Genomic DNA, 22,910 nt, shown 5'->3' on the forward strand with positions numbered 1-22,910 from the left:
GGCCGGAGCCCGCAGTACCTGGGCTCCGGCCTTGCCGTGCAAGGGCTTTCCGCGTCTAGCGTCCAACGCGACCGGCTACTTCGGACACTTCTTCCACGCGAAGTGGTAGATGGTCTCGATGGAACCGTCGGTCGAGTCCATCGCCATGAAGCTGGTCTTCTTCGGGTCCGACGTGCCCTTGTCCACGCGCAGCTCGGTGTTGATGTTGAAGTTCCGCTTCGCGCCGCACGGGTGGTAGATGATCGACGCGACGTCGGTCTTGTGCGTGACCTGCCAGTCGTCGCTCAGAGCGCCGTTCCACGTCTTGGTGCGCTGGTCGGTGTCCGACATTCCCTGGAAGTAGTAGCTCGCCTTCTGCGTTCCCTTCGCGCCGCGTTCCAGGTGGGCGAAACCTCTGTAGTCGGCCTGGGCGATGCCGAACGTGAATCCGCCGGGAACGTTGACCTTCAGGTTCAGCTGGCAGTTCTTCCGGAAATCGGTCGGCCGTGAATCCGGGCCCACCTGTGCCATGTAGTCGCTGTAGGTGACCGTGAACGCCTTGTTGTCGGGGGAGACGGCGATGGCGGCCGTGCCGGCCCGGCACCCGGAGCCGTTGACCGTGACGACGTCGATCGTGATCTGGCCCGTCGGGGGCGGATCCGCGACCGGGGGAATGACGATGGTGGACAGAGCCAGGCCGGCTGCGGCCAGCACACTGATCATTGGAATGCCTTTCCGAATGTGCGACGACGTTCGGGCGGGCGGCGTGGTACGAGACCGTATCGGAAAGGATGTTGACGAACCGTCCGCCAACCAGAGCAACATTGCCGGACGTTCGCGCCGGTGAATGTGAGCCGACTATTCATCACTTTTCGCGGTCAATCGGTCACTGAGACAACAGGGCTCAGGCGCACCGCGTCGGTGAATTGCCGTCCGTACCACCAGAACGGCATCAAGAAACCTGATGCCAGAGCAGCGCGGGAATGTAACACTCCTCGAACGGACCAAAGGCCCGGCGGTGTTCCGGAACTCAATTCGTGAAGCGTCCACCACCGGAACCCCGGGAACACGCGAAGGGCGCGTCCACTGATGGACGCGCCCTTGCGGGTGAAGCGGGAAGATCTAGCGCTGACCGTTGCCCATCGAGCCACCGAGGCCGAACAGGATGCGCTGGATGAGCTCCGGATCGACGTCCGGCTCGTCGCCCAGCGCCTCGGCCGCCGGGGAACGGCGCTTCTCGCGGCGCGGCAGCGGCACCGCGTTCGCGTTCACGCCGGTCGGCAGTGCCATCTCACACCAGATGAGCTTGATGCCGCCGGCCAGCTGGAGCTCGCCGGTGCGCAGGTCAGGGGAGGTCGGCGGCATGATGAACCGCGCGGCCTCCAACTCGACGACCAGGTAGTCGCCACTGAGTCGCAGTCGCAGCGTGATGAGCCGCGACGTCTTGGGATCGGCCGACTCCACGGCGGCCTCGACCAGCGCACAGGCGACGGCCGAGCACTCCGCGGTCATGTTGCGCAGGCGCCATTCACCGAGGGTGAAGCGCACGAACAGATCCGCGCAGTTCACCGCGGTGGGAAGCGCGATGAGTGTCAGGTCGTCGACCTGGGCGGTCTGGGCGTTCGCCTGCATGCTGCCTCCGTTTCGCGTGCGGCGCGCGAGCCGAGACGGTCACCCGAATGGCCGTCACGGTGAGCGGGAATCTACATGGGTATACGCGGGAAGCAATGCCCTGGTTGACTCACCCGTCAAAAGTCACGTCCGGGTCACGACGAGAGGGCCCGACGCTCACTGTGAGTATAGCGCCGGGCCCTCTGGGTGATCGTTCTGGGTCAGCAACGCTTCCAGGCGAACTGGTAGCGGGTGTTCACGCTGCCGTCGGTCGAGTCCATCGACACGAAGGCGGGTTGGTTGGACGCGTTCGTGAAAGCTCGGACCTCGGTGTTCACGTTCAGGTGCCGAACGGCCCCGCACGGCGCGTAGACGATCTCCGCGACCTCGGTCGAGTCGGTGAACTGCCAGTTGTTCGACGTCGGCGCCGCGATGTTGTGCGTGGTCGTCGTCGTGGAGGACGAGCCGGCGAAGTAGTAGCTGGCGCGCTGCATCCCGCGCGCCCCTCTGGGTAAGTGCGCGAAGCCGCGGTAGTCGGCCTTCGCGATGCCGAACGTGAAGCCCTGCGGGTAGTGCACGCGCAGGTTCAGCTGGCAGTTCTTGCGGAACTGCGTCGGCGTCGATCCGGAACCCGCCTGGGCGGTGTAGTCGCTGTAGGTCACCGTGAATGACGTGTTGTCGTCCGAGACCGCGATCGCGGCCGTTCCGGCGGGGCAGCCGGAACCGTTCACCGTGACGACGTCGACCGTGATTTTGCCGGGAGGAACCACGTCGGCTTGAGGAGCTGTGAGGAGCGAGAGCGCCAATCCCGTTGCTGCCACCGCGCTGATCATGGGTCGCCTTTCGAAATTCGGGCGGTAAGGCGGCGGGAGGACGACGCTATCTTAAATGGACTTAAGTCGTGGACGACCGACCGGGCGAACTTAAACAAATTTAAAACCGATTAATCGTCTGAACGGTGGATGGGCGACGATCAGCGGTCGGCTAACTTCATGTCAGATCGCAAAAACCGGTCGCCCAGACCCACTGAATACGCCGGTCCCCACACCTGGCGCCGAGAGCCCCGGCTGATCCACCTCGTAACACCGGTGTGGGAAGGCAAGGCGCGCACTGCTCATCGGGTTCCTCCCTCCTGCTCGGGACTCGGTGGTGCGGCAGCGGTGCAGCGCGGCCGTCCGGTGCCCGCCGGCGGCGTCGGACCCGTCCCACGGTCCGCGCCGCCGGCGGTGTTCGTCACCGGCCCTGACAGTCAGACCCTCCGGAGCCTCAATTGCACGCGTGCACCGCCCAACGGACCGCGATCGACGTGGAGCGACCCTCCCGTGCGCTCCGCGGCCCTGCGGGCGATGTCGAGGCCCAGCCCGGTGGACCCGCCCCCGCTGGACCCGCGCCGCACGGCCTGCGCGGTGTCCGCGATGCCCGGCCCGGCGTCCTCGACCACCAGCGCCACGAGATCGGCCTGGTGCACCAGCGTGACGGCGAACCGGGTGGCCTCCGGCGTGTAGCGGAAGACGTTGCCCAGCAACGCGTCCAGCGCGGCCGCGAGGTCGTTGCGCGCGAGCGGCACCACCGCCGGCCGGTCGGCGCCGCGCACGGTCCACGGCCGTTCCTGGTCGTCGGCGAGCGCGGACCAGAACACCAGCCGGTCGCGCACCACCCCGGCGGCGTCGGTGCCGCCCTCGTCGGGCTGCAGGCCGGAGCGGGCCGCCTTGATGATCTCGTCGACCTCCCTCTCCAGGCCCTGGACGGCCTCTCGGACGCGGTCCGCACCCGGACCACCCCCGAGCGTGTCCGCGTCCAGGAGAAGGGCCGTGAGAGGCGTGCGCAGGCGGTGCGAGAGGTCGGCGACCACCTCGCGTTCGGCGGCGAGCAGGTGCCGGACGCGTTCGGCCATGGCGTTGAAGGCCTTGCCGGCCTCCTTGACCTCCGGCGGCCCCTTGACCGGGACGCGGACCGTGAGGTCGCCCTGGCCCATCCGGCGGGCGGCGTCGGCGAGCCCGCGGGTGGCCCGGACGGCGCGCGCGCCGAGACGGTCGGCGACGAGCACCGACCCGGCCACCAGGCCGACGGCGACGCCCGCGAGGACGCCCCACGTGCCGATCACGCCGTGGGTGAGCTGCTCGTTCGGCACGAACGCCTCGACGATCACGACACCGCTGTCGCTCGTGGCCAGCGGTTGCAGGTAGGCCACGCCGTCAGGCCGTTCGACCGTGGACGCCCTGGCGAGCTTCTGCGCGTCCTGCAGGTCCGCGGCCGTGATGTGCGAGGTGCCGTACGTGCCGGCCGGGAGGCCCAGGTGCACGGCCAACCGGCCCTGACCGCCGTAGCGGGTGCTCCTGATCGCCTGCCGGATCTCCTGCGGCTTGCGGGTGATGAGCAACGCCGGCGTCATCGCGTTGGCCTGCTTCTCGGCCTCGCTGAGCGCGCGGCTGTACGCGGAGTCCTTCACGACGATCGCGAGCGGGATGAGGAACGCCAGGGCCACCATGCTGGTCGCCGCGAGAGCGACCAGCACCAGTGACCGCCTCATCTCGGGTCGACCAGACGCACGCCGACCCCTCGCACCGTGTGCAGATAACGGGGCTGCGCGGCCCGTTCACCGAGCTTGCGGCGCAGCCAGGACAGGTGGACGTCGAGGGTCTGGTCGTCGCGGTGGGACGGCCACAGGCTCGCCAGGATCTCCGCCCGCGGCACCACCTCCCCCTGCCGTGCCGCGAGGTAGGAGAGCAGCTCGAACTCCTTGTGCGTCAAGGAGAGCTCCTGACCGTCCACAACGGCCCTGCGGAGGGTGACGTCGATCTCCAGCCCGCCGATCACGAGCTGCTTCGAGTCCCTGGCGCGCCGCAGCACCGCCTGCAGGCGCGCTTCGAGGATCTCGCCGGAGAACGGTTTGACCAGGTAGTCGTCGGCGCCCGCGTTGAGCAGCCGGACGATCTCGGTGTCGTCGTCGCGGGCGGTCGCGATGACGACGGGGGTGTTCGTGACGCCTCGGATCATCCGCAGCGCGTCACCGCCGTCGAGGTCGGGCAGCCCGAGGTCGAGCACCACGACGTCGTAGTTGTTGGCGGTGACTTCGCGCAAAGCCTCGATCGCGAGCGCGACACCGTGCACGATGTGCCCCTGGCCGGTGAGAGCGCGCGTGACCGCCGCTCGCACCACCGGGTCGTCTTCGACCAGCAGTACTGATGCCATGAGCCGCTACAGGAGGATTGCCGCAGTGAGACGGTCCGTCGGATACCTGGTCGCCTGGGCGTTGGTGACCACGGTCGCCATCGGCCTCTCGTGGTTCGGCATCCGGTGGGCGATGGAACCCGCCCCGGCCGCGGACTTCGGCGCACTGGGCACCGCGTCCTCCGCCGTGCTGCCGCTGCCGACCGTCACGTCGATCAGCGTGCCGGTCCCCGAACCCGGCGCCTCCGTCGACACCCCGCCGCCTGTCACGCCTTCTTCCACCAGGCCTCCTGTGGTCACAACAACTGTTCCGGTTCCTCCCAGTAGTACGGATGCGCGTCCCACCTCGGCTCAATCTCCGCAGGGGGAATGGCAGGCGGACGGCTCCTACGTGCACGCGTTCCACCTGCGCGGCGGTGACGTCGTGGTGCGCTACCGGCCCCAGGGCGTGCAGGCGCTGTCGGCCACGCCCGCGGACGGCTACTCGGTGAAGGTGGAACAGCCCGGCGGGCCGCTGGTGGTGAACTTCACCAACGCCGCCGGCCGGTTGTCCAGGCTGGAAGCGACCTGGACGGACGGGCCGACGGCGAAGGTGATCGAGCAGTAGTTACAGGCCGATGGCCTTGGCGATCTGGGTGGGCTTGAGCACCCGCAGGATCGCCTCGTACAGGTAGTAGTCGCCGTACGGCAGCGAGATCTCCACGCCGTCCTCGGACGGGCGGTTGCGGGTGCCGCGGGCCAGGATCGCCTCGGCGCGCGTCGACCTGGTCGTCAGACACGTCGCGACCAGGCCGTCGAGGATCTTCAGCGCCCGGTCCTGGTAGCGGGTCGTGCCGGTGGCCTTGGCCAGGTCGAGCAGGCCGCACGCCATGATCGCGCCCGCCGACGAGTCCTTGATGTCGTTGACGCCCAGCGGCGAGCGGTAGTCCCACACCGGCACGCTGTCCGGCGTGAGCACCGACAGGGCGTAGTCCGCCAGCCTGCGCGCGGTGTCGCGGAACTCGCGCAGGCCCGTGCGGCGGTACATCGTCGTGAAGCCGTAGATGCCCCACGCCTGCCCGCGCGCCCAGCACGACGTCGGGCTGTAGCCCTGCACGGTGTTCTGGCCGATGGGGGCGCCCGTGTCCGGGTTGAAGTCGAACACGTGCGGGGTCGAGCCGTCCGCGCGGACGAAGTGCGTCTGGGTGGTCCTGGCGTGCGCGATCGCGATGTCGAGGAACTTGCGGTCGCCGGTCTGCTCGGTGGCGAACGCGAGCAGGTCCAGGTTCATCATCGTGTCGATGATGACGCGGCCGGCGTTGCCCGGCGTGCCGAGCGCGCCCCACGCGCGGATGAACTTGCCGGTCGCGTTCCAGCGCTGGACGAGGGTGTTCGCGGCGTCGATCGCGCCGTCCCGCCACTTGGTGTTGCCGGTCAGCCGGTACGCGGTGACCCACGACGGGTAGAAGAGGAAGCCCAGGTCGTGGTCGCGCGGCTGGAGACGGCGCGGGGCCAGTCTGTCGTTGGCGGCCTCGGCGAGCGTGCGGAACTGCGCGTCGCCGCTGTCGAGGTGCGCGAGCCACAGCGTGCCCGGCCAGAAACCGCCGATCCAGCCGCCGTCGGCGACGTAGGTCCACTTCTCGGCCCTGGTGATCTCGGGGAACGAGGTGATGCCGGGCGCGACGGCCTTGAGCTTGGCGTTGCCGTAGTCGAGGGCCGCGCGGAGGGTGGCGGGCGAAGCGGCGGCTTCTCCCGCACCGAGCGTCAGGCCTGCTCCGGTGAGCAGGGGAGTGGCTGCTGCGGACGCCAGAAGGGTGCGTCGAGACAGATTCACGAGACCGTCCAGTCCCTTTCATTTGTGTCGTGCGCCCGGCGCCACAGTGGCAGATCGGATCAACGCCTGTAAAGGTGCGTTAAAATTGATTGCTCTGACTTGCTTTGTGGCGCTGACCTGGCCTAAGGGGATAGTCACGTACGTGAATCCGCAGGAATCCGACGTTGTAAAACGCATTGTTCATCCTTGTGAACAATGCGCGGTTCAGGTGCGGAGCAGCACTGCGTCCAAATGGCGGGGGCGCAGGCCGTGCCGGCGCTGGAACGCCTCGTTGCCGCGGCCGCCCTCGAGCGTCGTCTTGCCGAGCCTGACGGCGTGCCGCACCGACTCGGCGAACAGCACGCCGTAGGGGCTGTAGTTGCCGTCCACCGCGTAGTCCACGCCGCACGTCCAGGTGTGGAAGCGGGTCTCGTCGGTGAGGCAGACGCCGGCCGCGACGAGCCTGCCGTGCTGGCGCACCTCGATCACCTGCGCGAGGCCGCCCAGTGCCGTCACGAACTTCGTGAACGCCTCGCCGGGGTAGTAGCCGTTGTTCTCGAACCGGCTCGCGGTCTTCACGCACAGCAGGGTGATGTCGTCCATCGCCGCGTGGTCGACCGGCAGCGCCTCGACGGTGACGCCCGCCTCCCGCGCCCTGCGGTCGTTGCGGCGCACGTTCGCCCTGGCGCGCAGGCCGAGGCCCGCGAGGTAGCGCTCGTACGTGGTGAGGTCCGCGGCCCACCGGTCGGTCAGGTGCCGTGCCGGGAGCCCGGCGGCGTTGAGCGCCTGGGACAAGCCGGTGCCGCGCTGGACGTTCATGAACCCGCACCAGCGCGCGCCGAGGATCGACGCCGTGCGGATCATGGCGTCCAGCAGCCGGGGCAGCACGTCCTGGGTGGCGGGGACGTGCGCGTCGTAGCAGTGCCAGGTGTGGCTGAGCAGGGCGCGCTGGCCGGCGGCCTCCGGGTAGGCCTCGTGCAGGCGGCGCAACGGGTTCGCGGCCGACTGGAGGTAGGCGGGGGTTACGGCGACCAGCCGGTCGCCGTCCTTCACCGCGAAGTACGCGAACCCCTCGACCTCGGTGAGCGGGGACTGTTCGTACGCACTGATGTACGCGTGCCGGTAGAACACCGGTGCACCCGCCTGGTCCACCACCGAATCCCAAGCGGCAGCATCGATTTCCCTTATGCTGCTTGAGAATTCGACGCGCACACGCTCACTGTACGGCCTGCCAGACGGCGAAGGGGACGTCGATCTCGTCGCGGCTCAGACCGCCGTGCTCGAAGCGGACCGACGGGTCGGGCAGCGGGAAGCGCGGGGACGCGGCCACCGCCACGACCGGACCGGCCTCCGGCTGCGGCAGCCCGAGGTCGGTGGCGTGGTGCACGGTCGCCGCGTCGCCCAGAGTCGTTGCCACGCGGTCGAAAACGGCTTCCAGCCGGTCGGGCTTCGGGTAGAGCCAGCGCATCCGGCCCGCACCGCCGGAGGGGATCACGCACTCCTCGCGCACGATCGCGTCCCAGGCGTCGACGAGTTCCGGGTCGGGGTCGACGGCGATCATGCCGTGGTCCGAGTGCGCGATCACGGTCCATCCGGCCGCGGCCCACCTGCTCGCGTGCGCGTCCAGGCGCAGCATCGCCTCGTGCACCGACTCGTCGTAGCCGTTGCGGTGCACGTGGTCGGAGATGTTGACGTAGGTCCAGAGGAACCGGGTGTCCTTGAGGGCCTTGTCGAGGTCCGCCACGACGTTCGCGACGAGCAGCGGCGGATCCTCCGCCTGGGCGCTGAGTTTGTGCGGCGCGGGAGCGGGTACCCGGGTCGTTCCTCGCAGCAGGGCCTGAGCCCAGGTTCCCTCGAGGTGGTCGAGTTCGCGGGCCAGCGCGGTCGCGCCGTGCCGCTCCAGCACGGTGGGCAGGTCGGGGATCGGCGGCGCGCCGTTGACGGCGTGCACGAGCCCGGATCCGTTGCGGTACACCGTTCCCGGCACGCGGTGGACGTCGGCGGGGACACCGGTCAGCGCGGTCAGCAACGCCGTCGCCGTCGTCGACGGCACCGTCGAGGACAGCGTGGAGACGGAGGCGGACAGCCAGGACTGTTTGGCCACGTCCGAGGAAAGACCGTCGACAGCGAGGACGATCACGCCGGATTGTGCCTTGCCGAGGGCGTGGTCGAGCCGGGAAGGTATCTCCGCCAGTGACATTCGGTGACTGTAACGCATCTCATCGAGCGAACATTGCTCGATCGGGGGCACGGTTCCGCACAATGGTTGCCGATAAGGTAAAGGACACTTGGGAGAAGGGAAGGTGGCGGATGTCGGTCGGAGTTCTGGACGTGGGGTGCTTCAGTGCACACCTGGTGGTCGTGGAACGAGACCTGACGCGTCCGCTGGTGTCCCACAAGGTCCGGCTGCGGCTGGACCGCGAGCTCGACGCGGAGGGCGCCATCAGCGCCGCCGGCATCGACTCCCTGTGCACCGCCGTCCTCGCCGCCCGCAAGAAGGCGGGCGACGTCCCGTTCCTGCCGTTCGCGACCTCGTCGGTCCGTGACTCGTCGAACGTCGACGAGGTGATGCGCAAGGTCGCGCGCCGCACCGGCGTCGAGCTGAAGGTGTTGTCCGGCAAGGAAGAAGCGCGCCTGTCGTACCTGGCCGCGCGGCACTGGTTCGGCTTCGGCGCCGGGCCGATGGTCGTGCTGGACGTCGGCGGCGGCACCGTCGAGCTCGCCGCGGGCTCCGGCGCCGAACCCGACCGCACCGTCTCGTTGCCTTTGGGGGCAAGGACGTTGACCCGCGCCGGTCTCACCGTGGCGGACATGCGGTCGGAGGTCTCGGAGAGACTCTCGGCGGCCTTCGCGCCGAGTGAGAGCGCTCGCGCGATCGGCTGCTCGAAGGTCTTCGAACAGCTCGCCCGCCTCGCCGGCGCGCGCAGCGACGCGTACTCGCCGCGCCAGTTGCGGCTGAAGGACCTGGAGAAGTGGATCCCGCGTCTCGCGAAGCTCTCGGTGCGCGAACGCGCGGCCCTGCCGGGGATCTCGCGCCACCGGGCTCGGCAGTCCCTGGCGGGCGCGGTGGTCGCGGAGGGTCTGATGAAGGTGTCCGGCCACGACGTCGTGGACATCTCGCCGTGGTCCACCAAGGAAGGCCTGCTGCTCTCGCTGGTGGAGCGCTCTCGCGCACGCAGCTCGTCAGCGGCTTAGGCGTCGCGGCCTGGGTGTTGGGCGGCCTGGGTCTCGCGGCGTCGGGTTCGGGGTTCGCGGCTCAGGCGCTGAGCGCGGTCACGGCGTCGTCGACGTCGGTGAACAGCGACAGCAGCTGGTCGACGGCGGTCATCTCCAGTGGTCGCAACACGATTCTGCTGTCGCTGACGACACCGAACCTGATGCCGAGCTCGTCCGCCTGCAGCTGGGTCTCGACCAGCGCGCGGATTCCCTCGGAACCGAAGAAGCGCACCTCCCGCAGGTCCACGACGAGCGCGGGCGGTTTGTGGTCGAGCAGTTCGGCGAGTCTGCTGGTAACCGGGGCGGACGACATCATGTCGATCTCGCCGGTGAGCGCGACGATCGGAATGGACTGGACGTAGGTCGTTCTCTGGTGAAGTTGGTTCATAAGGACTCCCGTCCGGACCGACCGTACGCGCCATCGGCGGACGACCACAACCTGAAGCACTCTGGGTTTGTCCAGGGCTTTGTCTCAGCCGGGCAAGGGTTTCAGGGCGAGTTGCAGGGTGAGTTTCAGGGAGAAGAGGGAAGACTCGGGGCGGTGAGGGAAGGCGGCCGGCGTGGAGTGCGTTGCCACGCCTGAAGCGCCGTTCTCAGGCTTCCAGCTGCGCCCAGACGACCTTTCCGTCGTTGCGGGGCGTGGTACCCCAGCGGACGCTCAAAGCCTTCACGAGCTGCATACCGCGCCCGCGTGCGCTGCTCGGGTCCACGGGTCTGAGCTGAGGCAGCCGCGGCGACTCGTCGTGCACCTCGACGAGCATGCCGCCCTGAGTCCTGCTGACCGTCAACGTGATCAGACCCTCACCGTGGTCGATGCCGTTGGAGACGAGCTCGGTGACGACGAGCTGGGCGTCGTCCGTCAGGTCGTCCGTCAGCTCCCACGAGGCGGCGGCCTCGCGCACCACCTGACGAGCGCGTGCGCACGAGCCGCCCTCGGCGGTCAGGGTCACGCGCACCTCTGCCAGTGGGTCGTTGAGCACAAGGCGCATCGTCGCACATCCGGTGGGTCGTTCGGATCTTTCAGCCCCCCGGTGGTCGCATGCCCGGACGTCGTGCTGCACGATTTGGGTCGCACGAAGTCGCACGAGTCGGGCGTGGCGGAAGGAACGGCGACGATGGAGCTCAACGTCGGCAGCGAGGTCCAGCGGGGATGGCGAGTGCTCGCCGTCGCCGGTGAGCTGGACATCGATACCGTGCCTGTGTTGTCCGCCCGGATGGACGCGGACGTGACCGGGGTTCATGCGGTGCTGGATCTGGCCGAGTTGGCGTTCATGGACTCGACCGGGTTGGCGTTGGTGCTGGACTGGCATCGGCGGTTGGCCGAGGGGGGTGGGCAGTTGCGGGTGGCGGCTGCTCAGGGGCCGGTTCGGCGGTTGTTCGAGTTGGCCGATGTGGCTGAGGTGTTGAGTTTGCACGCTTCGGTGGATTCGGCGGTTCAGGAAGCTGTTGATTCCGCCCGTTGAGTTTGGGTTCGGTCGCCAATGCGGTGGTTGCGTTGGGGTGCAAAGACAACTGCGGACGAGCCGGGTCATTTCATCGCCGCTGACGCGTCGATAGAGATTGGGGCTTGACTTCGGGGCCCTTGCGAGGCGCTCATCGGCCTTTAAAAGCCGGGCTGAAAAGCGCCCGGCCGATCCGCGAGGTTAGCACCTCGCACCCAAAGTCAAGCCCCAATCTCGTTTGTGCGTGGTTGGGTTTGTGTGGGTACGTCACCGATACCGCTTGACCCGAGCCAAGAGGTAAGGACGCCTCGCCTTCGGCATTGCGTTGGGTCTTGGCTGGGCTCGGCTGCGCCATCGCGATGCTTGCGCTCATTCGGGCTCGCCTTCGGCTTCGCGTTCTCCTAAAGCCATCCTTGACATCGTCTTGGCTCAACCCGACGTGCCTTATGCCGTCTTGCCTTACCCGCCTCGTCCCTGCCTGCCCTGCGTGCCTGGTCAGGCCTCTCCTGAGACTCCCAGGTAGTAGGCGATCAGGCGGATTAGGTGTTCGGTGTCGACCGGCTTGGTGACGTAGTCGGTGGCGCCTGAGGCCAGGGACTTCTCGCGGTCGCCCTTCATGGCCTTTGCCGTTACGGCGATCACCGGTAGGTCGGCATAGCGTTCCATTGCTCGGATTGCTGAGATCGTGGCGTTGCCGTCGAGTTCGGGCATCATGATGTCCATCAGGACGATGGCCACGTCGTCGTATTGTTCGAGGGCTCGGACGCCTGTTATGCCGTTGTCGGCGAAGATTGCTTCCAGGCCGTGTAGTTCGAGGACGCTGGTGAGGGCGAATACGTTTCGTAGGTCGTCGTCTACTACCAGGACCTTTTCGCCGTGGAAGCGCATTGAGTTCTGCGCTGCCAGGACTGGGGCCGGGGTGACGATCGGGGTTGGTTCTGGGAGGACTACGGCGTCGGAGATCATCACCTTGCCCAGGGGGAGGCAGAGGGTGAAGGTCGAGCCGATGCCCGGTTCTGAGCGGACTCGGAGGGCGCCGTTGAGGAGTTGCGCCAGTTCTCGGCTGATGGAGAGGCCCAGGCCCGTGCCGCCGTACTTGCGGCTGGTGGTGCCGTCTGCCTGTTGGAAGGCTTCGAAGATGACGGCCAGTTTTTCGGCTGGGATGCCGATGCCCGTGTCGTGCACGTCGAAGGCGACGGTGGAGGGGTCGTCCATTCGGACGTGCAGGCGGATGCCGCCGTCGTGGGTGAATTTGACGGCGTTGGAGAGCAGGTTCCTGAGGATTTGCTGAAGCCTGTGTTCGTCTGTGTGGAGGGTTTCCGGGACGTTCGGGTCCACGCGTACGGAGAATTCGAGGTTCTTCTCCGCTGTGAGGGGGAGGCAGAGGGTTTCCACGTAGCGGACGAGTTCGTCCAGGCGGACCGGGTCCTCGTGGAGGGTCATGTGGCCCGCTTCGACCTTGGTGAGGTCGAGGATGTCGTTGATCAGTTGGAGCAGGTCGGAGCCCGAGGAGTGGATGGTCCGGGCGAACTCGACCTGTTTGAGGTTCAGGTTGCCGTCGAGGTTGTCGGCCAGGAGCTTGGCGAGGATCAGGAGCGAGTTGAGGGGGGTCCTCAGCTCGTGCGACATGTTGGCCATGAACTCGGACTTGTACTTCGAGGCCGTTTGGAGCTGGCGGGCCCGGTCCTCCAGCTCCTCGGAGCCTGCCCGTAGTTCTGTGGTGAGGCGTTGGGACTCGACCAGGAGGGCGTCGGTCCTGGAGTTGGCCAGGAGGGTGTTCACGTTGACGCCGATGGCTTCCTTGAGCTGGTCCAGGAGGTCCAGGTGGACGTCGGAGAACTCGTTCAGGGAGGCCAGCTCGATCACGCCCAGGGTTTCGCCCTGGAAGAGGATCGGGAGGATCACCAGGTTGACCGGGGCCGATTCGCCGAGGGCCGAGGAGACGGTCAGGTAGCCGCCCGGGACCTGGGTGACCAGGATGGTCTTCTTCTCGAGCGCTGACTGGCCCACCAGGGACTCGCCCATGGCCACGTGGGTGGTGCGGGCGGCGTCCAGGCGGAAGCCGTAGGTGGCGGTCAGTTCGAGGGTCTGCTTGGAGTCGTCCTCCTCGATCTGGAAGAACGCTCCGTGGTGGGCGCTGACCAGGGGGGTCAGCTCGCTCATGATCAGCGACGCCAGGGCTCGCAGGTCGCGGTGGCCCTGCATGAGGCCCGAGAGGCGGGCCAGGTTGGTCTTGAGCCAGTACTGCTCGCGGTTGGCGCGCGTCGTTTCCTTCAGGTTCGCGATCATCTGGTTGACGTTGTCCTTGAGCTCGGCGAGCTCGCCGGACGCGTCCACGGTGATCTGGCGGGTCAGGTCGCCCGCTGTCACGGCGGTGGCGACGGCCGCGATGGCGCGGACCTGGGTGGTGAGGTTCGAGGCCAGCTGGTTGACGTTGTCCGTCAGCTTCGACCAGGTGCCCGCCACACCGTCCACTTCGGCCTGACCGCCGAGCTTGCCCTCGGTGCCGACCTCGCGCGCCACGCGGGTTACCTCGTCGGCGAACGAAGACAGCTGGTCGACCATCGTGTTGATGGTGGTCTTGAGCTCGAGGATCTCGCCTCGCGCCGAGACGTCGATCTTCTTCGTCAGGTCGCCCTGGGCCACGGCGGTGGTGACCTGGGCGATGTTGCGGACCTGGTTGGTCAGGTTGTCCGCCATGAAGTTCACCGAGTCGGTGAGGTCCTTCCACGTGCCCGCCACGCCGGAGACGCGCGCCTGGCCGCCCAGGATGCCCTCGGTGCCGACCTCGCGGGCCACGCGGGTGACCTCGTCGCCGAACGCCCGGAGGGTGTCGACCATGCCGTTCAGGGTCTCGGCGAGGGTCGCGACCTCGCCCTTCGCCTCGACGGTGATCTTCTTCGAGAGGTCGCCGTTCGCGACGGCGGTGGCGACGGTCGCGATGTTGCGGACCTGGTCGGTGAGGTTGTCCGCCATCAGGTTGACGTTATCGGTCAGGTCCTTCCACGTGCCGGCGACGCCCTGCACGCGGGCCTGACCGCCGAGGCGGCCGTCGGTGCCGACCTCGCGGGCCACGCGCGTGACCTCCTCGGCGAACGAGGACAGCTGGTCCACCATCGTGTTCAAAGTGGACTTGAGCTCGAGGATCTCGCCGCGCGCGTCGACCGTGATCTTCTGCGACAGGTCGCCGTTCGCGACGGCGGTGGCGACGTGGGCGATGTTGCGGACCTGGTTGGTCAGGTTGTTCGCCATGAAGTTGACGTTGTCGGTGAGGTCGCGCCACGTGCCCGCGACGCCCGGCACCGTCGCCTGACCGCCGAGGCGGCCCTCGGTGCCGACCTCGCGGGCCACGCGGGTGGCCTCGTCGGCGAACGAGGAGAGCTGGTCGACCATCGTGTTGATGGTGGTCTTGAGCTCGAGGATCTCGCCGCGGGCGTCGATCGTGATCTTCTGGGTCAGGTCGCCGCGCGCGATCGCCGTGGTCACCGAGGCGATGTTGCGGACCTGGGTCGTCAGGTTGTTCGCCATGACGTTCACCGACTCGGTGAGGTCGCGCCACGTGCCCGCGACGCCCGGCACCTGCGCCTGACCGCCCAGCCGGCCGTCCGAACCGACCTCGCGGGCGACACGCGTGACCTCGTCGCCGAACGAGGAGAGCTGGTCGACCATCGTGTTGATGGTGGTCTTGAGCTCGAGGATCTCGCCGCGCGCGTCGACGGTGATCTTCTGGGTCAGGTCGCCCAGCGCGACAGCGGTCGTGACCTGCGCGATGTTGCGGACCTGGGTCGTCAGGTTGTCCGCCATGAAGTTCACGTTGTCGGTCAGGTCGCGCCACGTGCCGGCGACGCCGGGGACCTTCGCCTGACCGCCGAGCTTGCCGTCCGTGCCGACCTCGCGGGCGACGCGGGTGACCTCGTCCGCGAACGACGACAGCTGGCCGACCATCGTGTTCAGCGTGTTCTTCAGCTCCAGCATCTCGCCGGAGACGTCCACCGTGATCTGCTGCGTCAGGTCGCCGTTCGCGACCGCCGTGGCGACGTGGGCGATGTTGCGGACCTGGTTGGTCAGGTTGTTCGCCATCGAGTTCACGTTGTCGGTCAGGTCTCGCCAGGTCCCGGCCACGCCGGGCACCTTCGCCTGACCGCCGAGGCGCCCCTCGGTACCGACCTCGCGGGCGACACGCGTGACCTCGTCGGCGAACGACGACAGCTGGTCGACCAGGCTGTTCACCGTCGCGCCGAGTGTCGCGAACTCACCGCGCAGCGTCTGGTCCGACATGCGCTTGGTCAGGTCGCCCTCGGCCACCGCGGCGAGCACCCGGCTCAGCTCCGAGGTCGGCCGCATCAGGTCCTCGACCAGGCCGTTCACCGAGTCGGCGATCAGCGACCAGCCACCGGCGGTGCCCGCGGGCGCCACCCGTTCGGTCAGCCTGCCCTCCTGGCCCACCGCCTGGCGGACCCGGCCCAGCTCACCGGCGAGCCACTGGTTGCGCTCCGCGATCTCGTTGAACACGTCCGCGAGGGCGGAGACCGGCCCGTTGCCCGGCACCACCAGCCTGCGGCGGAAGTTGCCGTCACGCAGGTCTCTCATGGCGGAGAGAACCCGTTCGAGGGTCGCGTCCGTCTCTTCGTTGGCCGTGGTCACTCCAAGCCTCCGTGCCTCGGTGGTCGCAGCCAAGCCTGCCACGTTAGGTTGGGAGCGAGGTAACTTGATGCCGCGAAGCACGCCAACTACCCGCAGGAGGCCGTGATGATTCGGCCGACTGCGCTGGACGAGAGCGGATGAGCAGCGTCGTGGGCATCGACCTGGACGGCTGGCAGCGCCTGGTGGACGGGCTCCGCGAAGCCGTTTTCGTCGTGGACCCGGCCGGAGTGGTGCGCGTGCGCAACGCCGCGGCCGCCGACCGGTTCCCCCGCCTCGGCGTCGGCGGGCAGTTCGACGTGCACGTCGCCGGGCGCCGGCACGAGCTGGGCGAGGGCTGGAGTGCCTGGTACTTCACGGATTCCACGCTCGATCACGCGCACCTGCGGCTGGCCGGCGGCAGCTCGCGCGAGGTCACGCTGAAGACGATCGTGCAGCTCGCGGCCGAGTTGCTGGGGGAGCACTGCGTCGCCGTGGTGCCCGCCACGCGCGACAGGCTGGAGTGGTGGCGGTGCGGCGGGGGCGAGCCGACGGTCGCCCGCACGCCCCGCAGGGCTTCCGAGCTCACCGAGGTGCTGACCGGCACGTCCACCCTGACCAGGATCACCTCATTGGGTGAGGGCAGCTGGGGCGTGCCGGACGACTTCGGGCGCGCGCTGGCCGTGCCGCTGGGCGTCGGCGGCGCGCTGGTGGTGCTGCGAAAGGGTGATTTCTCGCCCAACGACGTGGAACGCGTGCGGCTGTTCGGCAAGCACGCGGCCGTGGCGCTGGAGTCGTCGTCGAAGCTGACCGAGCAGCAACGCACGATCGAGGTGCTGCGGTCGGCCCTGCTGCCGTTGCCGCTGCCCGAGATGCGCGGTGTGACGCTCGCCTCGGTGTTCATCCCGGCACACCAACGGGCGTTGGTCGGCGGCGACTTCTACGACGTGCACCCGCGCACGGACGGTTCGGCGACGTTCGTGCTGGGCGACGTCTGCGGCCACGGCCTGGAGGCCGCGGTCCACAGTGGACGTGTGCGGCAGTCGCTGCAGGCGCTCTCCCTCGTCGAGACGAACCCGGTCCGGCTGTTGCACCTGCTCAACACCTCGTTGCGCGCCACCGGCTCGAAGCTCTTCACCACGCTGGTCGTCGGCGAGCTGGTGCCGCTCGCGAACGGGGGAGCGCGGCTGTCACTCGCGTCCGGAGGCCACCCCGCGCCGTTGATCCTGCGGGCGGACGGCAGCGTGCACGAGGTGAGCGCGACCGGCGCGATCGTCGGCATCCTCGCGGACGTCCGGTTCTCCGGCGAGCAGGTGACGCTGAACCCCGGCGACACGCTGGTCCTGTACTCCGACGGCTTCACCGAGGCCCGCGCGCACACCGATCGCACGGAGTTGTTTGGCGAGCAGCGTCTGCGGGAAGTGTTGAAGGAGTGCAAGGGCCTCTCGGCGGAGGAAATAGCGCGGCATTGTGAGAAAGCCGTGCTGAAGTGGCTGGACCGCGACGATCACGACGACCTCGCGCTTCTCGCGGTTCAGGCCGTTTAACTGCAACTCCCTGGCGACAAGCCGTGTGAGTGAAAGTACCGGGACAAGGGTTCACTGTCCGTTCGTTTGCCACGACAGATTCACAAGTTGAGATCTGCGCATGTCCCACTCTCACGATCACTCGCACGGTGATCACACGCACCACCACGAGGTCGAGCCCGTCGAAGGCAGCTGGCTCGACCCCGAGGACGACCGCCCGTCGTCGGTCGAACGCCGCAAGTTCCTGGCAGGCCTGGGCATCGCGGCCGGTGCCGTCGGCGTCGCGGGTGCTGTCGGCACGGGCAAGGCCGAGGCGCACGAGCCGGTCAACCCGTGGGGCGGCGGCGACCGCTGGTACGCGGGCGACCACCACATCCACACCCAGTACTCCGACGACGGCCAGTACACGATCGCGCAGCAGGTCGAGAAGGCGCACGAGTTCGGCCTCGACTGGGTCGTGATCACCGACCACGGTGGCCCGGCGCACCAGAAGTTCTCGATCGACCAGGTCACGCCCGACATCGAGAAGGTCCGGCGCACCCAGCGCGACGTGCTGGTCTACCAGGGCCTCGAGTGGAACATCCCCGGCGCGGAGCACGCCACCGTGTTCCTGCCGCCCGGCAGGAACACCGTCGACATCCTCAAAGCGTTCGAGCTCTCCTACGACGGCCGCGTCGCGAACAACACCGAGTCGCTCGCGCTGGCCGCGCTGCGGTACCTGGAGTCGCAGGTCCTCTCCGGACGGACCGAGATCGCGCTGATGTTCGCGAACCACCCGTCCCGGCGCGGTGTCGACAGCCCGCACGAGCTGCGCGGCTGGCGCGACGCGGCCCCCGGCGTCGCGGTCGGCATGGAGGGCGCGCCCGGCCACCAGGCCGCCGGCATCCCGAAGTCCGCGGGCGGCCCCGGCCGTGCGCGCGGCTACTACGACACGGCCGCCCCCAGCGCCGAGGCGTTCCCCGGCTACCCGGCGGAGTCCTACCGCACGCACGGCGGCTTCGACTGGATGACCGCCAAGGTCGGCGGCATGTGGGACGCGCTGCTCGCCGAGGGCAGGCCGTGGTGGATCACCGCGAACTCGGACGTGCACCAGGTCTTCAACGACACCTTCACCCAGGGCAAGCAGGACTACGCCACCACGGGCTCAAAGGGCGCGCCGATCGACTCCGGCGTGCAGCAGACCAACTACGGCGACTTCTTCCCCGGCCAGTACGGGGCGAACATCGTCGGCGCCCGGTCGAAGTCCTATGTGGACATCATGCGCGCCATGCAGGCGGGCAAGGTGCTGACCGTGCACGGCCGGCTGATCGACGGCCTGGAGCTGCGCGTCCGGTCCCGCGACGACCTGCGCGGCGTGACGCTCGGCGGGCGGACGTTCGTGCGCCGCGGCGGCGACGTCGAGATCACCATCGAGATCGACCGCGCGGGCGGCCCGAACTTCTCCGGCGCCAAGCCGGTGCTGGCCAAGGTCGACCTGATCGCGGGCCCGGTCACCGGTCCGTCGGCCGACCGCGACGCGTTCCTCGCGCCGGAGACGGTGGTCGCGAAGACGTTCGAGGTGCCGCGCACCGGCAAGATCCGGTTCAGCCACACCTTCAAGAACGTCGAGCGGTCGTTCTACCTGCGGTTGCGGGGCAGCGACGGCAAGCGGCTCACCTCGTCCGGTGACCCGATGATCGACGAGCTCGCGAACTCCGACCCGTGGCAGGACCTCTGGTTCTACGCCAACCCGGTGTTCGTCGACGTGATCTGAGTCCTTTCGGGACTAGGTTGGGCTCGTGTCCACGAAGCGCGAGCCCGACCGCCTGGTCCTCTTCACCGACGCCGTGGTCGCCATCGCGATCACGCTGCTGGTGCTGCCTCTGGTGGAGATCACCGCCGAGCCCGGCGAGGGACCGCCGATCGAGCTGGTCTCCCACCACTGGCCGCAGATCTTCAGCTTCCTGCTGAGCTTCGCGGTGATCGCGCAGCTGTGGTTCACGCACCACCGGCTGTTCGAGAACGTCCGCGAGTACACGACCCCGCTCATGGTGCTGAACATGGCCTGGGTGCTGACGATCGTGGTGCTGCCGTTCCCGACGGAGCTGGTCGGGAGCTACAACGACGACACGTTCGTGAAGCTGTTCTACGTCGGCACGGTCTTCGTGAGCAGCGTGCTGCTGACCGCGATGGCGTTGCTGGTGCACGGGAGTCCCCGGATCGGGCGGGACGTGGAGGGGTTGTCGCGGCCCGTCGTGCTGCGGGCGCTGCTGCCGCCGACGTTGTTGCTGCTGGCGCTCGTGCTGGTGCCGTTCATCGGCTACTACAGCATGCTGTTGTTGCTGCTCAGCCCGTTGGCGCAGCGGCTCCGATGACCGACAGGAGCTGGAGCTTCTCGTAGCTCTCGGTGCCGGGCGTCGCCGTGTAGACCAGCAGGAAGTGGTGCTGGTCGGGGTCGAGCAACGTCTGGCACTGCAGTTCCAGCGCGCCGACGCTCGGGTGCACGTAGCGCTTGACCTCGCGCGGGCGCAGGCCGATCTCCTGCCGGTCCCACACGGTCCGGAACTCCTCGCTGCGGGCGAGCAGCAGGTCGGCGTAGTGCTGCGCGCGGGAACCGGAGCCGTGCCGGGTGAGCGCCTCGCGCAGGCCCGAGGCGAACATGCGGCCCAGGAACTCGTGGTCCTCCGGCGCGTAGAGCGCGCGGCTCGACGGGGCGGCGAACCAGCGGTAGCCGATGCTGCGCTCCGGGCCGCTGTAGCGCGTCGCGTCCCCGGTCAGCGCCACGCCCAGCGGGGTCTGGCGCAGCGTTTCACCCAGTTCGGTGACGATCTCGGCCGCTGTGTCGTGCAGGCGGTCGAAGATCCGGGCGAGGCCGGGGCCGACGTGCTCGCTCAGCACCCCGCGCGGCGGTGGGGTGTGGTCCGCCAGCCTGAACAGGTGGTCGCGTTCGTCGAGCGACAAGTGCAGGCCCTGGGCGATCGCCGCAATCATCTGCGCGGACGGGTGCGGGCCGCGTTCCTGCTCCAGCCGCGCGTAGTAGTCGGTGGACATGTTGCAGCGGGCGGCGATCTCCTCGCGGCGCAGGCCGCTCGTCCGGCGCCGGGAGCCGCGCGGGAGTCCGATGTCCTCCGGCTGCAACGCCTCCCTGCGGCTGCGCAGGAATGCCGCCAGGCCTGCTCGGTCGATCACGTCGTCACTCCTCTCGTCAGCACAGTTCTAACTCGCGCGCCGGGCCGTAGCCACGGATCGTCAGGTCCTGGATCCGCTCCGGCGGGTCCGGCCACCGTGGAGGACACCACGACGAGCAGGGGAGAGCACGATGAACGGGTTGAACGGCAAGCGGGTCGTCATCACCGGCGGCAGCGACGGGGTGGGGCTCGGTCTCGCCGGACGGTTCGCGGAGGCCGGGGCCGAGGTCGTGCTGCCGGTCCGCAACCAGCGCAAGGGCGAGGCGGCCCTCGCCGCGATCCGCCGGCGGGCACCCCGTGCGGACGTGTCGTTGCGCTCGCTCGACCTGTCGTCGTTGAGGTCGGTCGGCGCGCTGGCGGAGACGTTGCTCGCCGAGGGCAAGCCGGTGCACGTGCTGATGAACAACGCGGGCGTGATGACCCCGCCGGAGCGGCAGACCACCGAGGACGGCTTCGAGCTCCAGTTCGGCACCAACCACCTGGGCCACTTCGCCCTCGTGACGCGCCTGCTGCCGTTGCTGCGCGGCGGCCGGGTGGTCTCGCAGATCAGCATCGCCGCCAACGAGAACGCCATCAACTGGGACGACCTCAACTGGGAGCGCTCCTACAGCGGCCGCAAGGCCTACAGCCAGTCGAAGATCGCCTTCGGCCTGTTCGGGCTGGAGCTCGCGCGGCGCAGCGAGGCTCAGGACTGGGGCGTCACGAGCGTCCTGTCGCACCCCGGCGTGGCGCCCACCAACCTGCTCGCCGCCCGTCCCGAGGTCGGCCGCGCCAGCGACACGCTCGGCGTGCGACTGATCCGCGTCCTGTCCAAGGTCGGCGTCCTCGGCACGGTCGAGTCCGCCCAGCTCCCGGCCTTCCTCGCGGCGACGGCTCCCGAGCCCGCGCCGTTCTACGGCCCGCGCCGCTTCGGCCACCTGAGCGGACCGCCGGCCGAGCAGAAGCTCTACAGCCGCCTGACCGGCGTCGACGAGGCGCGCCGGGTGTGGGAGGTGTCGGAGGAGATGGTGGCTAGCGGACTCCGTGCGGGCGGAACTGGACGCTGATCCGCGGCCCGACGACCTTCGACGTCTTCGGGACGGCGTGCTCCCAGGTGTGCTGGCACGAGCCGCCCATCACGAGCAGGTCGCCGTGCCCCAGCGCGTACTTGTGCGTCTCCCCGCCCCCGCGCGGTCGCAGCAGCAGGGAGCGGGGCGTGCCGACGGACAGGATCGCGACCATCGTGTCCTCGGTCTGGCCGCGGCCGATCGTGTCGCCGTGCCACGCCACGCTGTCCCGCCCGTCGCGGTAGTAGCAGAGGCCAGCCGTCGTGAACGGCTCGTTCAGCTCGGCCAGGTAGTGCCTGCTCAACAGGTCGCGGGCGGTCGTCAGCACCTCGAACGGCAGCGCGCCCTCGTAGAAGCAGAGCAGGCGCGGCACGTCGACCACCGAGTCGTACATCTGCCGGCGTTCGGCCCGCCACGGCACCTCGCCGACCAGCCGGTCGAACACCGCGTCGGCCCCGGCGAGCCAGCCCGGCTGCACGTCGATCCACGCGCCGTGGGCCAGTTCGGTGCGGCGCGGGGCGAGCGGGGCCAGTTCCGGCTCCGTCTCCAGGTCGAAGAGGGATCCCTGGCGCATGGACGGCAGCATAATCGAACACGTGTTCTATGGCGAACGAGGTTCGCCCGGTGCTGAGATTCGGACATGAGCGAGGAGGAGCCTCAGGTGGTCGTCCAGATCGCGGCCGACGGGGCGAACGTCGCGCAGGGGTCGGCGACCGGCATGATCGTGCAGGTGGGGGGCATCAGCGGGGGCGCAGAGGTGAGGATCGAGAACGTCGCCGTCCTCCGCGGCGACGAGGACTAGGGCTTCAGCACGGCCCACACCGCGTCCGCCACGACCTCGCGCGCCTGCGCCAGGTCGAACACGCCGAGCAGGAACCGGCGCACCGACTCGTGCGCCGGGCCCATCGCCACGGGCTCCAGCGCCCACGGCGGCACCGCGCGCAGTTCGCCCGCCGCCATCCGGTCGAGGAACCACGCGAGGACCGGCGCGAACTCCGCCGTCTTGGCCACCGGGTCGGCGTGGTCGGGGGCGGCGTAGAGGAAGCGCGCCCGGCTCGGGTTCGCCATGACCCAGTCGAGGTAGCTCACCGTCAGGCCGCGCACGCCGGCCTCCGCCGTGGCGGCGTCCAGCGCGGGCAGCATCGCGGCCACACAACGGCTGTAGCTGTCCGCGTAGAGCTGGGCGAAGACGCCCGCGCGGCTGCCGAAGTGGTGGTAGATGCTGCCGTTCGACATGCCGGAGCGCTCGGTCAGGGCCGCGATCGTGACGGCGTCCAGGCCGCCTTCCTCGACGAGCCGGAGTGCTGCGGCGAGGAGAGACTGTCGTCGGTCGGACACGA

22 protein-coding genes are annotated in these 22,910 nt (G+C 68.8%); 8 read left to right on the top strand and 14 right to left on the bottom strand.

Annotated elements, in window-relative coordinates; genetic code table 11:
• Positions 1-75 precede the first annotated feature (75 nt).
• From ACFWNN_RS16480 to ACFWNN_RS16500, 5 genes are all read right to left on the bottom strand, one after another.
• A complete protein-coding gene (locus ACFWNN_RS16480) occupies positions 76-702 on the bottom strand; it encodes a DUF4360 domain-containing protein (protein ID WP_382440749.1) in 627 nt (208 codons plus the stop codon).
• A gap of 399 nt (positions 703-1,101) precedes the next feature.
• Positions 1,102-1,611: an ATP-binding protein gene (locus ACFWNN_RS16485; protein ID WP_382440750.1), complete on the bottom strand. Its 510-nt coding sequence runs from the start codon at positions 1,609-1,611 to the stop codon at positions 1,102-1,104.
• Between the two features lie 200 nt (positions 1,612-1,811).
• Entirely contained in the window at positions 1,812-2,423 is a 612-nt protein-coding gene (locus ACFWNN_RS16490; RefSeq protein ID WP_382440751.1) for a DUF4360 domain-containing protein, read from the bottom strand.
• Between the two features lie 416 nt (positions 2,424-2,839).
• Complete coding sequence (locus ACFWNN_RS16495; protein WP_382440752.1) at positions 2,840-4,120, bottom strand: ATP-binding protein; 1,281 nt, start codon at positions 4,118-4,120, stop codon at positions 2,840-2,842.
• On the bottom strand, positions 4,117-4,782 hold the full coding sequence (locus ACFWNN_RS16500; protein WP_382440753.1) for a response regulator transcription factor: 666 nt from the start codon (positions 4,780-4,782) through the stop codon (positions 4,117-4,119). Before ACFWNN_RS16500 ends, ACFWNN_RS16495 begins: the two co-directional genes overlap by 4 nt.
• Before the next feature lie 25 nt (positions 4,783-4,807).
• On the opposite strand from ACFWNN_RS16500, the gene ACFWNN_RS16505 reads away from it, so the two are divergent.
• Positions 4,808-5,368, top strand: coding sequence for a hypothetical protein (locus ACFWNN_RS16505; RefSeq protein WP_382440754.1), 561 nt, complete (start codon positions 4,808-4,810; stop codon positions 5,366-5,368).
• Here the strand turns inward: ACFWNN_RS16505 and ACFWNN_RS16510 are convergent, their stop codons facing one another.
• From ACFWNN_RS16510 to ACFWNN_RS16520, 3 genes are all read right to left on the bottom strand, one after another.
• Positions 5,369-6,574 carry a glycoside hydrolase family 88 protein gene (locus tag ACFWNN_RS16510; RefSeq protein WP_382440755.1) on the bottom strand — a complete coding sequence of 402 codons (1,206 nt, stop codon included), beginning with the start codon at positions 6,572-6,574 and terminating at the stop codon, positions 5,369-5,371. It abuts the gene before it with no gap.
• Between the two features lie 204 nt (positions 6,575-6,778).
• Entirely contained in the window at positions 6,779-7,705 is a 927-nt protein-coding gene (locus ACFWNN_RS16515; RefSeq protein ID WP_382440756.1) for a GNAT family N-acetyltransferase, read from the bottom strand.
• 64 nt (positions 7,706-7,769) lie between these two features.
• Positions 7,770-8,753: an alkaline phosphatase family protein gene (locus tag ACFWNN_RS16520; RefSeq protein WP_382440757.1), complete on the bottom strand. Its 984-nt coding sequence runs from the start codon at positions 8,751-8,753 to the stop codon at positions 7,770-7,772.
• A 110-nt stretch (positions 8,754-8,863) separates the two neighbouring features.
• Here ACFWNN_RS16520 and ACFWNN_RS16525 point away from each other — a divergent pair, with 110 nt between their 5' ends.
• Complete coding sequence (locus ACFWNN_RS16525) at positions 8,864-9,748, top strand: Ppx/GppA phosphatase family protein (RefSeq protein WP_382440758.1); 885 nt, start codon at positions 8,864-8,866, stop codon at positions 9,746-9,748.
• 61 nt (positions 9,749-9,809) lie between these two features.
• On the opposite strand, the gene ACFWNN_RS16530 is transcribed toward ACFWNN_RS16525, so the two are convergent.
• Together ACFWNN_RS16530 and ACFWNN_RS16535 are read right to left on the bottom strand one after the other, a co-directional pair.
• Positions 9,810-10,157, bottom strand: coding sequence for an STAS domain-containing protein (locus ACFWNN_RS16530; protein WP_382440759.1), 348 nt, complete (start codon positions 10,155-10,157; stop codon positions 9,810-9,812).
• A 205-nt stretch (positions 10,158-10,362) separates the two neighbouring features.
• Positions 10,363-10,758, bottom strand: coding sequence for an ATP-binding protein (locus ACFWNN_RS16535; protein WP_382440760.1), 396 nt, complete (start codon positions 10,756-10,758; stop codon positions 10,363-10,365).
• A gap of 126 nt (positions 10,759-10,884) precedes the next feature.
• Between ACFWNN_RS16535 and ACFWNN_RS16540 the strand changes: the two genes are divergently transcribed.
• On the top strand, positions 10,885-11,232 hold the full coding sequence (locus tag ACFWNN_RS16540) for an STAS domain-containing protein (protein ID WP_382440761.1): 348 nt from the start codon (positions 10,885-10,887) through the stop codon (positions 11,230-11,232).
• A 474-nt stretch (positions 11,233-11,706) separates the two neighbouring features.
• Here ACFWNN_RS16540 and ACFWNN_RS16545 read toward each other — a convergent pair whose 3' ends face one another.
• Complete coding sequence (locus ACFWNN_RS16545; RefSeq protein ID WP_382440762.1) at positions 11,707-15,855, bottom strand: HAMP domain-containing protein; 4,149 nt, start codon at positions 15,853-15,855, stop codon at positions 11,707-11,709.
• A 137-nt stretch (positions 15,856-15,992) separates the two neighbouring features.
• On the opposite strand from ACFWNN_RS16545, the gene ACFWNN_RS16550 reads away from it, so the two are divergent.
• The 3 genes from ACFWNN_RS16550 (at position 15,993) to ACFWNN_RS16560 (ending at position 19,711) form a co-directional block, all read left to right on the top strand.
• The gene (locus ACFWNN_RS16550; protein ID WP_382440763.1) at positions 15,993-17,378 is read left to right on the top strand and encodes a PP2C family protein-serine/threonine phosphatase; all 1,386 of its coding nucleotides are present in this window, start codon (positions 15,993-15,995) and stop codon (positions 17,376-17,378) included.
• Between the two features lie 100 nt (positions 17,379-17,478).
• Complete coding sequence (locus ACFWNN_RS16555; protein WP_382440764.1) at positions 17,479-19,110, top strand: PHP domain-containing protein; 1,632 nt, start codon at positions 17,479-17,481, stop codon at positions 19,108-19,110.
• A gap of 25 nt (positions 19,111-19,135) precedes the next feature.
• Positions 19,136-19,711 (top strand): TMEM175 family protein, encoded by a 576-nt coding sequence (locus ACFWNN_RS16560; protein WP_382440765.1) that lies wholly within the window; start codon positions 19,136-19,138, stop codon positions 19,709-19,711.
• Here ACFWNN_RS16560 and ACFWNN_RS16565 read toward each other — a convergent pair.
• Complete coding sequence (locus tag ACFWNN_RS16565) at positions 19,683-20,525, bottom strand: helix-turn-helix transcriptional regulator (RefSeq protein WP_382440766.1); 843 nt, start codon at positions 20,523-20,525, stop codon at positions 19,683-19,685. The genes ACFWNN_RS16560 and ACFWNN_RS16565 overlap by 29 nt on opposite strands.
• 67 nt (positions 20,526-20,592) lie before the next feature.
• Between ACFWNN_RS16565 and ACFWNN_RS16570 the strand changes: the two genes are divergently transcribed.
• Positions 20,593-21,570, top strand: coding sequence for an SDR family oxidoreductase (locus ACFWNN_RS16570; protein WP_382440936.1), 978 nt, complete (start codon positions 20,593-20,595; stop codon positions 21,568-21,570).
• Here the strand turns inward: ACFWNN_RS16570 and ACFWNN_RS16575 are convergent.
• Positions 21,536-22,144 (bottom strand): alpha-ketoglutarate-dependent dioxygenase AlkB, encoded by a 609-nt coding sequence (locus ACFWNN_RS16575; RefSeq protein WP_382440767.1) that lies wholly within the window; start codon positions 22,142-22,144, stop codon positions 21,536-21,538. The two genes, ACFWNN_RS16570 and ACFWNN_RS16575, sit on opposite strands and share 35 nt — an antisense overlap.
• 66 nt (positions 22,145-22,210) lie before the next feature.
• Between ACFWNN_RS16575 and ACFWNN_RS16580 the strand changes: the two genes are divergently transcribed.
• Positions 22,211-22,372: a hypothetical protein gene (locus tag ACFWNN_RS16580; protein WP_382440768.1), complete on the top strand. Its 162-nt coding sequence runs from the start codon at positions 22,211-22,213 to the stop codon at positions 22,370-22,372.
• Here ACFWNN_RS16580 and ACFWNN_RS16585 read toward each other — a convergent pair.
• Entirely contained in the window at positions 22,369-22,908 is a 540-nt protein-coding gene (locus tag ACFWNN_RS16585; RefSeq protein ID WP_382440769.1) for a TetR/AcrR family transcriptional regulator, read from the bottom strand. The genes ACFWNN_RS16580 and ACFWNN_RS16585 overlap by 4 nt on opposite strands.
• Positions 22,909-22,910: the final 2 nt, after the last annotated feature.

Source organism: Lentzea sp. NPDC058450 (genome assembly GCF_042721395.1).
Lineage (GTDB): Bacteria > Actinomycetota > Actinomycetes > Mycobacteriales > Pseudonocardiaceae > Lentzea.